This window comes from Pseudomonas saliphila (genome assembly GCF_008638345.1).
Classification (GTDB): Bacteria; Pseudomonadota; Gammaproteobacteria; order Pseudomonadales; family Pseudomonadaceae; genus Halopseudomonas; species Halopseudomonas saliphila.
Genome location: NZ_VTVA01000016.1, coordinates 1 through 14,967 on the forward strand (window position 1 = coordinate 1; position 14,967 = coordinate 14,967).

The following is a 14,967-nucleotide window of genomic DNA, read 5'->3' on the forward strand; positions in this document are numbered from 1 at the left end:
CAGTATTACTCCGGCGGTGACACAGTACTCAGGGATTGAAGCCGCTCAAGCACTATCGATTATGATCAGTCATCTCTCCTGTCGAAGATTCAAGGGTTAAGCCGTGCCAGACGAACACTCGCCACTTCTTGTGGTTGATCTTGAAGCAACCTGCTGGGAGTCAGCAACGCCAGAGGGTGAGCCGCAGAGCATCCACAACATGGAAATTATCGAGATTGGCTGCGTGCTGACCAATCGACTTGGCGCTGTTCTTGATTCGCGCTCTTTCATTGTCCGGCCTGTACGCCAACCGATCCTCAGCGTGTTCTGCACCGAATTAACCAATATTACCCAAGCCATGGTTGATAGCGCCCCGACGCTACCAAATGCCATCGCGCAAATGGATACATGGTTGGACGACACCGGACCAGACTTACTCTGGTGCAGTTGGGGCAACTACGACCTGAATCACCTTAAAGCTCAGTGCACCCTCGATAACGCCGATTCCAGGCTGCTGCACCTTTCGCACCTCAATTTAAAAAAGCTCTGGCGACTCACAACAAAGCAGCGCAAGAAAACCAGCCTTGCCAGCGCCCTTGCTTACCACGGACTGACGTTTGACGGTCAGCCACACCGGGGCATAGATGATGCTAGGAACATCGCACGGTTGCTGCCGTTTCTAAATTGGTCGCTGGCGGACGATCTGGATGAAAACTGAGATACTCATTTTTCTCGACTATGACGGGGTCCTGCACCCGGATGCCGTATACCGCCGTTTGAATGGGCACATTGAGCTAAGAGCTCCGGGCGAGCTGTTCATGTGGGCGCCGGTACTTATTGAAGCTCTGGCCCCGTATCCCGACTTGAGCATTGTCCTGTCCACCAGCTGGGTACGAGAATTGGGGTTTCGTCGAGCATTAGCCTTTTTGCCTGCTCACCTCGCGGAAAGGGTTATTGGTGGCACCTGGCATTCAGCGATGAGCACAACCACCGATGGCATCATTGAGTGGGATCAGCAATCTCGTTACGACCAGATTTCTGCGCACCTCAACCGGCAAACCGTTGCTATGCCCTGGCTGGCTATCGATGATGACGCTGTCGGATGGCCCTCTGGCCAACATCAAAGCCTTGTGCATACAGATCCGATGCTTGGGCTTTCATCAACTGAAACCCAGCTACGGCTGCAGGAGAAGTTGAGGGCTCTTAATGTGAGAAACCCATGAAGCTAGTATGCATATCCGACACCCATAGCATGCACAGCAGCATCCGGGACATTCCAGATGGCGATGTCCTTATTCACGCAGGAGACAGTCTTGGCCAAGGCACACTGGACGATGTTCATGAGCTAAATGATTGGCTGGGCACACTGCCTCACAAGCACAAGATCGTCATTGCCGGCAACCATGACTGGGCCTTTCAAGACAGCCCAGAGCTGGTCCGCGACGCACTCAGCAACGCGATTTACCTGGAAGATAGCGGTGTTGAGATTGAGGGCGTGAGGTTTTGGGGTTCGCCCTGGACACCCGTCTTTTGGAATTGGGCCTTTATGCTGGACCGGGGGCAACCGCTTTATGATGCCTGGGCACTCATCCCTGACGACACTGATGTTCTTATTACCCATGGGCCACCACAGGGTATTGGCGATGAAGTCGAGCTGGGACTTGGGTTTAGAAATGTAGGATGTCTTGACCTTCTGGAGCGGATTGACCGTCTTTCCTTAAAAGCTCATATATTTGGACATATTCATGAAGGTTACGGCGTTTACCAGCGGGGAGCGCTAAGCCTGGTCAATGCGAGTACCTGTAATGAGCGATACGAGCCAAATAATCCACCGATAGTGTTGGAGCTCGAGCTTGGTGAAAAGCCATCGCCTGTCTGAGTGCCTGATTATCGCCTATAGCGTGCTGCCAGCACGTGCTGGATAAACGACAGCTGGCCTCTCAGGATTTACCAAAGGCCGTTGCGCAGTCGGTTAATTCGACGATAGGTTTCAACAAGCGTCAGCATACTGCCATGTGAGATAACGTCCAACGGTGCTCGCCCATTAAAAAACTCGTTGCCATTCGGGCGCCCCATAAAGCCATAGACGTTTGCTGGATTTTTAAAAAGAGTGCGCATGGTTGCGTGTATGTTCAGCACAATGCTGATGCGCTCAAGCTGGTCACCGTCCAGCCTCGATGCGGTTGCTTCGCCCTTTGTTCGGAGCAGGGTAGCCGGGGAAATGCGTAGCACCTGCTGGATCTGGTTACGGTTGGCTTTCCAATGCTCAAGAATAGTAACGGCCGCGCGCAAGCCAATCATGTGCTTCGCGTTCTCGCTAGGCGGACTATGTTCTTGAGCAATAACCATCATGATGTACTTCAGGTTGGGTTGATTCAATTCAGTCCATAATGCTCGGCACAAGTGACGTCAATCGGCAATGGTGCTATGCAATAGCAAGACACCAGCAAGCACACATTTGAGCGTCTGGGCCGGGCCTGTCCCAGTCAACCGCAGGTTACCCGCGAGCGGCTATTTCCTTGGCCTGAAGCAAAATATGCTCACGCCAGCTTACGGGTTCCAAAACTTCTACCCCGGCACCATGGCTCTTGAGCCACCAGAGCGTTTGTTGGTCATGCGCAACCGTAAGCCTCCAGATTAAACCAACCATCCTGCTCTGAAGGCCACAGCCGTTGCTCTATGCTCAACGCTGTCTCAGATAACGTCAGCGCTATTTCTTTGCTAACCCGCGCTCGGAGTTGAACTGGCGACTGCTGAACAGGGAATCCAAAAGCACCTTGGTCGATAAATACTTGGAGATCGAACTGCGGATTTGGTCTATACACCGAGGCACTTGGGTTTATCGAGCGAAATCGGTGAAGGGCGAACATTAATGGCGTCTCGTATTCATTTACAGTAGCGATCAAGTAAGAAATGCTGTCTCTGTTCACCAGCCCTAATGGATGCAGCGTGTAGCTTTTTAGCTCGTTCTTGACACGATTCTGATACTCCACATCCAGTGAATATTCGCTTAGGAGGGCATCTGTCACGCCCTCCCATACAGAAGGAGAGCCTAAAAATAGCAGCCGTAATGTGGATTCTTTTGTCCGCCTGGCTCAGGCAATTCAAGGTAGGTCATGCCGCATGTCCCCACTCGATTGAGCGAAGGGTGCGCCGAACTTGCCTCGCACCTAGCTCCGTATCGCACAAGGTGAAGGGATTCGCTCCGCCCAACGCATTATTAGGAGTTGATAGCCAATGCGCAGCCCGTTCCTCGCTCTCAAATAAGTCACGCGCCAATCGGGCTATCTGCAACAATCGAACTACGCGTTCTGAAGCCACAGCATCCAGCAGTTTGCCGTCCTTTAGTCTCCGATTGACCGTCGATATAGACACATTCAATGCGCTGCACAAGACTTGGCGATTGACGTTGAGAGCCGCCGCGGCCATCCGGATCGTCGCCGAAGGCAGCCCTGTCCGTATGATTGCTATGTGCTCGGCTTCTCTGAGTTTCGCCAAGCTTTCTGCTGTCTGCCAAAAGCCGACCTTCAATTGATTGGCAGGAACCCTATTGAGAGACTCCGAGATATCAATCATTGACAACTCCCACTCAGGTTATTGATACAAACAAGATAGGCGATTTTCTGGCAGCACTCTATCTCATGTGTTGCACTTGGTCCCTGAGACCGCCCTGCAGAATCACATGCAATTAGTGCACAATGCAGCTATGGATAACACTCGCAGAAATCACAACGCCACACATGGAAGGCAAGGCTAAGGTGACCACTACTCCCCGCTCATTGGTCCATTCACTTTATACACACTGGGACGCCGTGGAGATCCTGATGCGGCTATCACGCGAATTTGCCGTGCTGACCAGCGATCAGGTATTGAACAGCATCGCCAGGGTGTCTGCACAAGCTGATGTTGAAGCGCAGGGTGCTGTGCTGCGTGCGCTGGTCAACGCCAATATTTTGCAAACTCTACCGCGCAGTAGTGATCTTCAGCTAAACGCCTATGTGTTGGAGTTCGTGCGGGGCCTCACCCGCGAGCACGAACTCGGTCTGGCTGCTGTGCTGCAGGCACGAGTCATCGCCATCCGCGAGGCCACCGAGGTACTCAACGAGGGGATGGCGGAAGCAGACATGGACCGCGTGCGCTCCGCCGCCAACAAGCTCGCTGAACTCTTTCGCCAGATCAGCCTGCAGCTTGATCAGGACCGACACGCACTCCTTGAGCTGACCGAAAACGCCAAAAGCGCCGATAGCAGTATGCCGATCAGCCAGCGCTACCGCCGTGTACTGGAAGCCTATGATCAGTATGTGGAACCAATGAACCAGATGATGGACACCGGCCCGCAGGGCACCTTCTATCATTACCTGGAGGACGCGGAGCACGCCCTCGATTTGGGGCTGGAAAGGCTCTCGGTACAAGGCGTGCTTTATTCGCATCGCCTGCAATTGCGTCAGGTAGCACATCAAGCCAAAGAGCTGCGGCGCTTTGGTCGACTGGTCGCACAACAGTGTGCCGACACTCTGCTGCCCTTGCGCGAAGAGCTACGTCAACACAATGTGCTGAGTAGCGCGATCAGTCTGCTGCTGGGCCAGGTTCGCAAGCGTGGGCTGCGGCGTGCTCTGTCTCGCCATACCGACAATACGGCACTCCCCGTCTGGCGCAACGAGCGCGGCTTTAAGCTGCAGCTAGGCGACGAAGTGCGCATGGTCATGGCTGCCGCACGAGCCTACCAACCGCAGGCCGTGGCTTTTCCACAGGACGAGCCCGGTGAGGCCATGCAGTTGCTGGAGCACGTCGACGAAGCTGCTATTCGTGCACACCTGGCCCGAAGCCTGCCGGTGGAAGACCTGCTCGACTGGCTGAACAGCCATTACGCTGACCTACAGGATGCCACCCTGCTGCGTCTGTTCCATGACCTGCAACACGAACCAGACTGGCAGTTCGAGCCGGCAGCGCACCCCGTAAAAACCCGTCTACAGACAATCCGTGTGTTGCACCACCCCCACCGTGTGAGTACGCCAGAATGACAATTTCTCACCCTTTGACAGCCACACTGTCGCAGATGCCGGCATTGGCGGAGCTATTTCGATTGTTTCTTTCCGGCAAGCACCTGAACCGGCTGGCAGAGCCTGCGCTGTGGGCTGAACTGGAACAACAAGAAGACAGCTATACCGCCTTGTTTGTCGCGCTGGGGTTTGACCTGCGTTTGGATGCCAGAGGTTTTGCCTGGTTCCACAGCGGAGAAGCCAACAGCAACATTGGCAAAGCCAGCCGCCAGCTGGCCTTGCTTTTCATGGTGATCTTCGACGCCCAGTCCAATGCAGGCAAAGCCCTGCAACGCTTTACTGACTGGCTGATCGACAGCGACTGGCTGAGCGAAGTCTACAAGCAACAGCAAGAGCTGCTGGACGCTGAGGGCCTGCACCCTGATGCTCTTCAAGATCTGTTGGTTCGCGCCTGCAACCTGGGCTTCGCCGTGGCCGAGCCAAACGGCTGGCGACTGCTGCCTGCGGTGTGCCGCTACCTTGACCACTTCGAAGGCCTGGCACTGACCGCCAAGGACGACAGCGATGAGGCAAGCCCGGTTGCTGACGAGGATACTGCCCTTGAGATAACGGACGACGGGGAGAAGGACTGATGCAGTACGGCTTCCAACGCCTTGTCTTGCTGGGCAGTGCCGGGTACTCGCGCGCCGAGTTGCCACTGGATGGCGCTGTCTCACTGGTCGCCCCCAACAACACCGGCAAGACCAGCCTGATCAATGCCCTGCAGTTCTTGCTGATTATCGACCGGCGCCGCATGGACTTTGGTGCGCACGATGTGGAGAAGAGCCGGCGTTTCTATTTCCCCAACAACAGCGCCTATGTGCTCCTGGAAGTCACCCTGCCGGAGTCCGGAACAGTGGTACTCGGCTGCGTAGGCAAAGGGGTCAGCTTCGACTACGAATACTTTGCCTATGCCGGCCCGCTCAAGACCGAACAGTTCTGTCTGCCGGATGGCACACTGGTTGCGCAGCCTCAACTAGCCAGCCATCTGGGCAGCCACGGACGCAGGGTATTCAGCTACAGCGGAAGCGAATTCGCCGACATGGTGTACGGGGGACGCAGCCGCAAACTCACTAGCCAGCAGGACTTTTGCGTGTTCAGACTCGAGCACGCAAACGACGCCAGCGTTTTTCAGCGCGTGCTCACCCGTACACTAAGGCTGGACAAATTGCGCTCCAGCGAAGTGAAGGACTACCTCCTGCAGATATTCCGCCGTGACTTGCCAGATGCCAGCATCGATTTCAAGGCTGAGTGGGACAAGGCGTTCGCCGACCTCAACGCCGAGCGCAGCCAGTACCAAGCCGCCGTGCGCCAGCAATCCTCCTTGAGCGAACTGGAAGAGCGACAGGATGCCCGAAAGATACTGCGCGGCAAGTTGCTGTGCTGGCGTCCGCTGATTGATGCGGCGCTGGGGCAGTGGCAGCAGCATTATGAAACCCGCCGGCACACACTGCAGCATGAGCTGGTACAGTGCGATGAAGCGCTGCAGCAGTTGCGCAAGCAAGATATTCAGTCAGCAGTAGAGCAGACCCAATGCCAGCAGGAACAGGCCCAGCTGGGCCAGCAATGTGAACAATTGCACGAACTGCAGCAACGTTTTGCCCTGATTCCCGAGCTCAGCACGCTTGAGTCGCGCCGCCGCGAACTCCAGGAACAGCGCGATGCGCTAATGGGACGTATCAGTCAGGTACAGAAACGCTCACCAGTAGCCATTGAGCGCGAGTTGGCTCGACTGGATACGGAGCTGGCCCAACTGGTCCAGGAGATACGTACCCAGGGACAGAATCTGTATCAGCAACTGGCCAGCCTGATCCCGGCAGAACAACTTGATGGACTTACCAGGCTACTGGCTAAACCGGTGCTGACCCTAGGCGCAGCGGATTACCAGCTCGATAGCCATGCACTGGCAGTGGCGCTGGCAGGCACCGATACCGGGCAGCTCAACTTGTCCGGCCTGCGCCTGCGGCTGGAAGCCCTGCCAACGCAGTATCAACAACGCACCTTGGAAGAACTTGACGAGCTACAACAGGACTTACAGCAGCAACAGGCTCTGCTTCGAGAGCAACTGACGACTGTCCGGGAACTGGAAAGCGTCAAACAGCAATGCCATGCACTGGACCGAGAACTGGCAGAGCTGGATAGTGAACTACGCTATTACACACACATGCAGGACTTGCAACACAGCAGAGCCGCGCGCCAGGATCGGCTTGAATCCCTGACGCACAGGCTCGTCGAACTCTCTGCCAGCCTGGCGCAGTCGGCAGACAGGCACCGGGCGCTGGATCAGCAGCGTCAACAGCGAAAGCAGGATCTAGATGTCTTGCAGCAACAGCACCGGCAGATCGAACAGCGCCGCAACCAACGCATTGATCACGAAGGTTCCTTTATCTGGCTGGCCGACCTACCGCACCAGCCGTGGTTGGCACAACCCGAGTTCCCGCTGGAACAGCTGACTGAGCGCCTGAAGACCTATCTGGAGGACTGCCGCCAGTTGCTGGATCTGGATGGACAAATTCGCCAACTGCTGGGTGAAATCCATACCGGCGGACTGACCAAATATCAATTTGTTGGCGATCAGGAGAGTGAAATCGCCCGCCTGATTGAATTTGCCCATCACTTGCCGCAAGAAGCCGAAGCCTTGGAAAAGAAAGTGCGTTCGGCGGTAGTAAACGTAGCTGCCTGCCTGCGCGAGCTGCGCGACGGGCTGCTTGCATTCAAGAGGCGCATGCGCGAGTTCAACCGCAAGATCAGCGGGCGCCAACTGTCCGATCTGGAGGTGTTTAAGATCGAACCGGAAGACGAAACCACCCTGGTCGAAGCCATCGAGTTACTGATCAATACCGCGGCCACCGTGAACAATGGAGATACCTTCGAGCTGTTCAACCAGCAGAGTGTGCTCGACGATGACCAGCTAAACCGTGCCAAGGCCCTGCTGATCGAGGAGGGCAACGCACGTCACGGCTTGCGGGTGGCTGATCTGTTCCGCCTGCGTTTCTGGGTCGGCAAGGCGGATCGTGAGCCTGAAGGCTTTGATGACCTCGACAGTGCCGCCTCCAACGGCACCGTGCTGATGGCCAAGCTGGTGACCGGTCTGGCAATGCTGCACCTGATGCAAGATCAGCGCCGGCCCATTCAAGGCATCTGTTACCTGGACGAGGCGCTGGCTCTGGATGCCCGCAACCAGCGCAGCCTGATCGACACGGCTGCGGAGTTCGGTTTTTCGTTGATCTTTGCCTCCCCCGCGCCGCTGACCACAGTGCGCTATTGCGTCCCGATCCACCAGCGTAATGGAAGCAACCAGATCAGCCGCTTCAGTTGGCAGATCATCGAACCAGTGGAAGCCTGAGCATGGATAGCACTCTGCGCGCCGCCTTGCTCAAGCTGCACGGCCAGTCAACACTGCCCGCCAGCCAGTTCACCCCCGCTCAACGCAGCGCCCTTGATGGCTTTGCCCGGCAAACCGGCGCGGTGACTTGCCAACGGCAGGGGCGCGGCGATGTGTACCGCGTCAGCGATTCGCAACTGTTTAACATCCACCTAGCCGGACTCTCCCCCCAGGTCGAGATGCCAAACACTGAAAGTTTACCGCTTCGCGCGCAACACATCGCTCATGCGCGAAACAGCAAGGCACGCAATCACCAGCATGACAGCTACTACCCCCAGCTGAAGGCAGTCGGTGACCGAGTGTTCTGGCATCAGGACGAAAACGGCAACCAGCTCCCGCTCAGCCAGCTCACCCAGAATTACGGCGCAGCCAGCTTGCGACTACAGGCCGAGGACAGCTGGCAAACCTCACAGCCGCTCTGGCTGGTGGAAAACCAGGCGCTGTTCGATCGTACCGATTGGCTGCCGGCAGATACCCAAGCGACCTTGTTGTACTACGGCGGACAGCTGGATGGCCGACTCCTAGCCTGGCTGGCGAGGCAACCACGCGCCAGCCGCGTGATACTGTTCCCGGACTATGACGGTGTCGGGCTGGCCAATGTTGCGCGGCTTGTCGCGCTGCTCGGTGAAGCCTGCGAATGCTGGTTGATGCCTGACTGGCAAACCAGGCTGGAACGCTACGGCAGCCACAGGCTATGGCAGGACACCTACCGCGAGTTCAACAGTGTCGTATCACAATTACCGGATTACCTGAGCCCCTTAACAGATCGCATGTGCCAGACGGGTTTGGCACTGGAGCAGGAAGCCGTGTGGCTACCGGTTTGAGGTTCAGCCTCATAAGCTTTTTTATCAAACAAGACATTCATGTCGATATTTTCTATAGCCGACCTCTGAATCTAGTCGAGCTTCCCCCGCTGAAAACCGGGAGTACCAAACCAGTTGTCCGCTGCAGCCGTAATAAATTGTAGAGGCAACAAAGGCCGAATTCGTGGTCTTGTCCGCCCCTTATCATTTCAAAAGCTGAGCCAGGCAGCAGCGGATGGGTTATGCAGCGTCTCCCTAGCTCATGAATTGCTTGTTTGTAGGGCCGTCCCCGTATCCTACGTAACGCCAAAATCCTACGGTTTTCCAACTCTACTTCCGGCGACCATTATCGCAAGCATGTGAAAGACGTAGTTCAGCAGCTGCGAGGAAAACTGCTTTATGTGCTTCCTTTTACCAATGATTTCTTTTTCGTTGATATGCCTTAATCTCAGATATGCCTGAACCGAGCTGCCCTGGGAGACCTCTTGCATTTGGTAGCTTATGCCTAGCGAACGCCAGGTATCCAGCTCTTCAATGGAAACCTTTGGAGCTACTAAAATATTCAAGCCCCAGCGTCCTTTAGGTATGACCCGTTCAAGTGAATTTACAAATTTTGCTGCATCTTCAAAGTGGGTAAACCGTGTACCTGGCTTCGCTTGGCTCGTGTTATTTTTCCAATATTCTATACACCACCTAATTCCTATACTGTCTTCGCCGTATGCGTCCCGAAGAAGCGAGATCACCTTATCAGTCTCAGCCGCGGTCGCTCTATCTTGAGGTCTTATCGGCGCCAAGGGGATTCCGATGGCCTTTGGGGCCACATCCTTGGGGAAGTGTCGACTGTTTCCGGCCTTTGTAGTTAAGCTTTGTATTTCCTTAGCAGCCTCACGCCATCCAAGTATTTTGTTTTTATCAATGGCATAACGCACAGAAAGCGTAAGGACAGGGTCACCATCCTCCAGATCACGAAGTACAGCGTGGCAATCACGAACTGTTGGCTTCGGTCTCAAAGGCGTGTAGGGAGCTTCTTCAGTCGCAACAGTGCTTAACGTTTTTGTCTTAAAGGTCCGAGACATCGGCGCAAGCCGTTTTAAAATCTCGGGCCGCATAGCTGAAAGCCTGACTGTTTCGTCATTAGCAATGAAATACGGATTTATGGCCTTAGACGAAAGACCACTTAGACGAGAAATTTGCTCTTTGTCCAGCACTGGATCGAATTTAGCAAGCTGCTGCCAGAAGAGCAGGCTTGTCTCATGAACGTAGTACAAAAATGTTGTATCAGGCACCAGGTGCCCAGCAAGCCCGACTATCGCACTGTACTTGTCTCGACTACTCATCGGATTTGAGCAGAACAACTCAGAGCGTATTTTTTTGGCCTGCTCAACACTGTATCCGGTCAGCGTTACAATTAAGTCCGGATTCTCCTCCATCACGACAAATATGTTTGTCAAAGTACTGTGTCTGAAGTGATGGAATGACAGCTCATCCAGGCCCTGGAAGCTTAGAAGGTCCTTGGTGAGGCCTGAAACGATGCTGCCTCTATAAGGTACACTCACTGCATGCGGTTCTGAAAAAAGCAGTGTGTTTATGTGGTTCTTGTTTTGAGCAAGACGGTGGTTTAAATACTGACGAAACCGTTCTAGCTCGTTAGGCAGCAGCAGTAAGTAAACGGGAATTCTTCGACGTGCCGAGTCGGTTTTATTGTTCCCGTAGCGATTATTTACCACATAGAACCAGTACTCATCAGACTTTTCGATGTCTGACAGTCTCAGCTTGAGCAGCTCCCCTCGCCGCAGGCCGGTGCGGTATGCCAGGATCAGGAGCACAGCAAGACCTTCCTTTGTGTCTAGGTCAACGCCCGTCAGGTTTCGCACGCCTCGAATCATGGCTTGGTAGTTGTGCTCCGGGATGTACCCTGTCCTGACCTGTGGCTGTAACTGTGTATCGCCCGCGCACTCAAAAAAGCCGGTTAACTCGGGTAGTCCGTAATGATCCGACTGGGTTGCGAATCGATGTAAATCCCGCAAGCGAGCTTGGAGATAATTCAGGGACTTGATTTTCTCCCCAGGCTTGAAGGTAAGTATCTGCCGATAGACCTGTTCGAGCTCGCTTTCATCCATATCATCGATGTCAGCTTCGTTTGTATGAAACAGCCAAAGACTTCCCAACTCGGAAAAGTAACGCGAAGCCGAAGACACCTTGATTTTGCGTGTGACAAGACAGTCGAGGAGCCAGTCGACCAGAAGGGCAGCGTTCAACGTGAGCGCTTGGCCACCTATTTCCTGCAGCCGCGCTATGGCACGAGCTGGCGTATTTTTTATTCCGGAAATCTCGGTATGCAAAGCAGCACTAATTTGCTTTATAAGAGCGTCTACTGATCTCTTTTCCCCGGAATCTGAGTAGCTGTTTTGGGCTCCGTGGTTTAGAGAGGTTTTTGGCTGGCCACTTTTCCAGGCGATCTGCGCGCCGCTTAGGGAAAATGCCTTTGGTGTGGCGTCGTCAAGAGTTTTCAGAAGCCACTTCTGTAACAATTTCGACGGTAGCGACACTGAACCAACACGACCCGCTGCGCACTCTAGCAATGCTTGCGGCAACTCAACATCAGGTAATGTTTCTGTAACCGCTTGAGCACCTTGGCAGAAGGCGCTGAGACTAGTGATCGAATTTTTTTGAGTGCTGCCTGCCAGCCTCTTCCTCAGAATCTCCCAGACGTCAGATTGATTACGCTCTCCAGATTCTCTTAGGTCGGTGTATTTCTTTATGTGCTGAAACTGAACGAGCTGTCCGAGTGTTCTATTGTCTGGATAAAACCTATTGAGTGATTGCCATTTTGTGCCGCTTTCGTCAGAAGCCTTTTCATTCAGGGGGTCTTTATCACCAATTAAGATCAAATCTATCCAAGCAAACGCACCGTTGTCCCCGGCAATTTGTAATGGCTTAGGCTCACTAACGAGCACATTGGCGAGGCTGGTGACTGCTCGGGGATTTGCCAAGCCTCCATAAAAAACTGCTGAAATAAGTACATCGGCCAGCCTGGTTTCTGGATCTGATGAATGCTTTTCGATAGCCAACTGGTGCAGCCAACTCTGGTACAGCTTGCCGGCCCTGATGCCTGCCTTGAAATTGGTATGACTTCGGCTAGTGGTCGTCCTCGAAACACTGACAATAATTGCCGGGATGTCCAGTTGCCATAAACCTTGCTCATTGCCTTTCGCTACGAAATCAGCCAGAAACTCGTAAGCGATCTTAAGCCTTTTAATATCAGGGTATTCCGTCCTGAGAAAGCGTTGAAAGTTTTGTACTTGAGCGCCAAACTCCTCAGGATCAAGGGGACATCCCGATAGTGCAGGCAGGTGAGTAGCTATCAAGCCGGGCATAGCGTCATGCACCTGCGCTTTAGCATTCGAGTAATTTATGTCATTTCTTTTTGCCCGCAAAGCCGAGCCATACAGAGGCCTACTCATGAGCACGGCCTTGGTCGGTAAGAGGGATGATTCCCAACCTACTAAAAAGCTGCTCTATCACCAGAGCAATCGTCTCCAGCGCCTTAATGCTCATTCCGCTATATCGGGTTAGTCCTTCCTGTCCTGGCTTCGCATGACCCATCCAGGTATCGATTGATTCTCCAGTAACCTCTTTTTGCCTTAGCAGGTAGCTGCGTAAAAAATGACGGTGCCAGTTCGATGGCAGACCTAAAGTACCCGCCCAGAGATCTTCAACACTTTTAGGGGAGACAGAAACTATGCTGAATTCGTCAGCCATGTCACCCTGCTGTACGAAGAAGAACAGTCGGCCTTTCCCATTGAGTGCGTCTCCGAGCTGTTTACCAAATGTCGGGGATAAGCTCTGCATCTGGATATGCAGTCTTTCCAGGTGTTTGTTGTAGAGCTTGATTTGGGTTACGGCGGTGTCTGGCAGTACGAGGGTCCGCGCAGAGCTGGAGGTCAGTCGCGATTCCTTATCTGAAATGAAGATTTTTTTACTTATCAGGTCGATGTGGTCGATGTCATCAAAGGGATCTATAACGGGGCGATGACCAGTAGCAATATTCAGAAGATGGATTGTGTACATCACGTACCGGTTGTGTACTTCGATCCAGCTTCGGTCTTTTAATCGCTGAAGGCTTTTCTGTAGGTGGTCAAAAATTGCGACAACTGCTTCTTCCTTGACCACCAACTGCGAGCCGCCAAGCTCGGCTTTACTCTCATCTGGATCTGGAGTTTCAGTCCTCAGCTCGGTTTTCAGGTATCTTTGATAAGCCCTATAGATGGAAACGGTGTCATATTGGGTGTAATAAAGCCCTGCCTCCTGGATGTCAGGGCTTCCAATAATCAGGGCGATCAGAACATCATCTACTCCCTGACGATGTAGGTAATTCGCCAGGTGATCAGCAATTTTGCTGACCGACAACTTGGTAGAGTTCGCTTTATTGATCCTTTTGAGAAGCTCCTCAGCTTGAAGCTCCAGCTCTTTGCCATCAGGAAGGGAACGAACCACCTTCGCGGCGCAGGGCACTGGCATCACCACGGCAGCTTTTTGCTGATCCAGCAGTCGCTGTTGCTTTTCGGGTAGCCGATGCGGTGGTAGTTCGTAGCGGTATAGCCAGTAGATACTGCCTGACTGTCCTAAACGGTATGCATCGCCGGTTTCATGAAAATCACCAGTTCGAGCTACCTGCCTAGCCTGTAGAAGCTTTTCGGGCTTACGACCTGTCGCCAGTACCAGATACAGCATGTACGAAACATCGCAGAATTCCATCCGGCTTGCGAGCTCCGACAGCAGTATCCCCACTTCGTATTTGGTTAGTCTGTTAGTCAGGCAAACCAGTCTCTTCTCGCGCCTTTCAACGACGCCGGCTACGACCTTCGCGTGCATAGCACTCAGGGCATACGATCTCCGCAAACTGGCTGGGGCAGTTTTTTCAGCCTGTGCTGCCAGAAAAACACCCGGGGTTTGGTGGTCCGCACGGTACTCTGAGGTCTCTTGTGTTACGTCCGATAGGGTCGTCTGCAGCGACAATTCGATATAACCTGGTGTTTCGTCTGTCTCAAGCGCATATCGCGTGCTGACTGATTGAGAGACTGTATATATCAGAGAACCACCGCTTCTTTGACCGCCGACCGAGAAAGTGCCCTCATCTTCAGAAGCGTTGCGTCGTGTACGTTTGTTCTTAAGATTTCTCGAAACGACATCTTCCAGTATTCGCCGCACTGGCATCAGCCGCTGCTGGGCGTAGCTTTTATGTGAGGCGGCCAGGCTGCCCAAGATCAAATCAATGCTTCCTAACAGGCTCTCCAAGGTGCGGCTTGCAATAGGCAGCAGCTTTTCAACCTCGAGGCTATTCAGACGTTTACTAGTTTTTGCACGATCCTCGACGAGTAGACGATACGCAGACATTGCTCGCAGCGTCCTTCCCAAATCTCCAAATGCCTTTTGGTGTTCAAGGGCGGCTAATAGGACGAAGGACTGCAAATTTTGTAGTGATGCTGACGGAGGAGGTGTACACAAAAAAGCCTCGGCTTGCGCCTCCGTGATTTGCTTCTTCTCCCGCAGCTGTCCAAGAAAGTTTTTTAAATGCTCCTCACAAGGATCATCATGTGGGGAGGCACTGGCATACTGCTGTGCGAGGTCCTTTAAATCATGACCATATTCAGAATCCAGCACGCATCCAGATAGAATTTCGTTCGCCCGTCGCACGAGGACATTAGTAGTGTGTGCGTCATGCTCCAGCCTCATCAGTATTTGAATCACTGCTGCTCTC

Annotated in this window: 13 protein-coding genes; 7 read left to right on the forward strand and 6 right to left on the reverse strand. The window is 53.6% G+C overall.

Annotated elements, in window-relative coordinates; genetic code table 11:
• Positions 1 to 103 precede the first annotated feature (103 nt).
• The 3 genes from FHK95_RS15555 to FHK95_RS15565 are packed head-to-tail and all read left to right on the forward strand — an operon-like array spanning position 104 to position 1,858.
• A complete protein-coding gene (locus tag FHK95_RS15555; RefSeq protein ID WP_150305554.1) occupies positions 104 to 697 on the forward strand; it encodes a 3'-5' exonuclease in 594 nt (197 codons plus the stop codon).
• Entirely contained in the window at positions 687 to 1,202 is a 516-nt protein-coding gene (locus FHK95_RS15560; RefSeq protein WP_178114818.1) for an HAD domain-containing protein, read from the forward strand. The genes FHK95_RS15555 and FHK95_RS15560 overlap by 11 nt, the downstream gene beginning before the upstream one ends.
• Positions 1,199 to 1,858: a metallophosphatase domain-containing protein gene (locus FHK95_RS15565; protein WP_150305555.1), complete on the forward strand. Its 660-nt coding sequence runs from the start codon at positions 1,199 to 1,201 to the stop codon at positions 1,856 to 1,858. Before FHK95_RS15560 ends, FHK95_RS15565 begins: the two co-directional genes overlap by 4 nt.
• Positions 1,859 to 1,926: 68 nt before the next feature.
• Here the strand turns inward: FHK95_RS15565 and FHK95_RS15570 are convergent, their stop codons facing one another.
• From FHK95_RS15570 to parS, 4 genes are all read right to left on the reverse strand, one after another.
• Positions 1,927 to 2,280, reverse strand: coding sequence for an antitoxin Xre-like helix-turn-helix domain-containing protein (locus FHK95_RS15570; protein WP_408003633.1), 354 nt, complete (start codon positions 2,278 to 2,280; stop codon positions 1,927 to 1,929).
• 196 nt (positions 2,281 to 2,476) lie between these two features.
• The gene (locus tag FHK95_RS20495; RefSeq protein ID WP_150305556.1) at positions 2,477 to 2,629 is read right to left on the reverse strand and encodes a WCX domain-containing protein; all 153 of its coding nucleotides are present in this window, start codon (positions 2,627 to 2,629) and stop codon (positions 2,477 to 2,479) included.
• Positions 2,592 to 3,008: a helix-turn-helix transcriptional regulator gene (locus FHK95_RS15580; protein WP_178114819.1), complete on the reverse strand. Its 417-nt coding sequence runs from the start codon at positions 3,006 to 3,008 to the stop codon at positions 2,592 to 2,594. The genes FHK95_RS20495 and FHK95_RS15580 overlap by 38 nt, the downstream gene beginning before the upstream one ends.
• 85 nt (positions 3,009 to 3,093) lie before the next feature.
• The gene (parS, locus tag FHK95_RS15585; protein WP_150305558.1) at positions 3,094 to 3,555 is read right to left on the reverse strand and encodes a type II RES/Xre toxin-antitoxin system antitoxin; all 462 of its coding nucleotides are present in this window, start codon (positions 3,553 to 3,555) and stop codon (positions 3,094 to 3,096) included.
• Between the two features lie 248 nt (positions 3,556 to 3,803).
• Between parS and FHK95_RS15590 the strand changes: the two genes are divergently transcribed.
• Genes FHK95_RS15590 through FHK95_RS15605 form a run of 4 tightly spaced genes read left to right on the forward strand, consistent with a single transcriptional unit; the run spans position 3,804 to position 9,227 of the window.
• On the forward strand, positions 3,804 to 5,000 hold the full coding sequence (locus FHK95_RS15590) for a hypothetical protein (RefSeq protein ID WP_235906807.1): 1,197 nt from the start codon (positions 3,804 to 3,806) through the stop codon (positions 4,998 to 5,000).
• Positions 4,997 to 5,611: a condensin complex protein MksE gene (locus FHK95_RS15595; RefSeq protein WP_150305559.1), complete on the forward strand. Its 615-nt coding sequence runs from the start codon at positions 4,997 to 4,999 to the stop codon at positions 5,609 to 5,611. Before FHK95_RS15590 ends, FHK95_RS15595 begins: the two co-directional genes overlap by 4 nt.
• Positions 5,611 to 8,364 carry a hypothetical protein gene (locus FHK95_RS15600; protein WP_150305560.1) on the forward strand — a complete coding sequence of 918 codons (2,754 nt, stop codon included), beginning with the start codon at positions 5,611 to 5,613 and terminating at the stop codon, positions 8,362 to 8,364. Before FHK95_RS15595 ends, FHK95_RS15600 begins: the two co-directional genes overlap by 1 nt.
• Positions 8,365 to 8,366: 2 nt before the next feature.
• Positions 8,367 to 9,227 carry a DUF7281 domain-containing protein gene (locus FHK95_RS15605; protein WP_150305561.1) on the forward strand — a complete coding sequence of 287 codons (861 nt, stop codon included), beginning with the start codon at positions 8,367 to 8,369 and terminating at the stop codon, positions 9,225 to 9,227.
• Positions 9,228 to 9,520: 293 nt separating this feature from the next.
• Here FHK95_RS15605 and FHK95_RS15610 read toward each other — a convergent pair whose 3' ends face one another.
• Both FHK95_RS15610 and FHK95_RS15615 read right to left on the reverse strand, forming a co-directional pair.
• Positions 9,521 to 12,583 (reverse strand): tyrosine-type recombinase/integrase, encoded by a 3,063-nt coding sequence (locus tag FHK95_RS15610; RefSeq protein ID WP_206668594.1) that lies wholly within the window; start codon positions 12,581 to 12,583, stop codon positions 9,521 to 9,523.
• A gap of 79 nt (positions 12,584 to 12,662) precedes the next feature.
• Complete coding sequence (locus tag FHK95_RS15615) at positions 12,663 to 14,957, reverse strand: hypothetical protein (protein ID WP_150305563.1); 2,295 nt, start codon at positions 14,955 to 14,957, stop codon at positions 12,663 to 12,665.
• Positions 14,958 to 14,967 lie beyond the last annotated feature (10 nt).